1 protein-coding gene is annotated in these 247 nt (G+C 39.7%); it reads left to right on the top strand.

Annotated features, from left to right (window positions below):
- A partial coding sequence (locus tag AOA60_RS33630; protein WP_218240952.1) for a hypothetical protein occupies positions 1–247 on the top strand: 247 nt, incomplete at both ends.

Here is a 247-nt window from a genome sequence, read left to right as displayed (position 1 = left end):
TGTCTGATTCCTTCAACCATAGAGAAGGACAGATTGAATCAAGCGTAGGAGTTTTGAAGGATACATTAGCTAGATATGTTCAAACGTTAGAAGGTAGCCTTGGAGAAAAACTAGATAAGGTAAGCAGGAACATTGGAGATTACGTAGTGGATGTCAGTGATTCGATGAAAAGGGAATTTAAACAAATAGGGGATTTAACAGAGGAGAGCCAGCAACGTAACGCTCGTGTTACACAACAAACTATTGG

It is taken from the genome of Pseudomonas sp. 2822-17 (assembly GCF_002742485.1).
Classification (GTDB): Bacteria; Pseudomonadota; Gammaproteobacteria; order Pseudomonadales; family Pseudomonadaceae; genus Aquipseudomonas; species Aquipseudomonas cyclaminis.
This window is presented reverse-complemented; position numbering and strand designations above follow the sequence as displayed.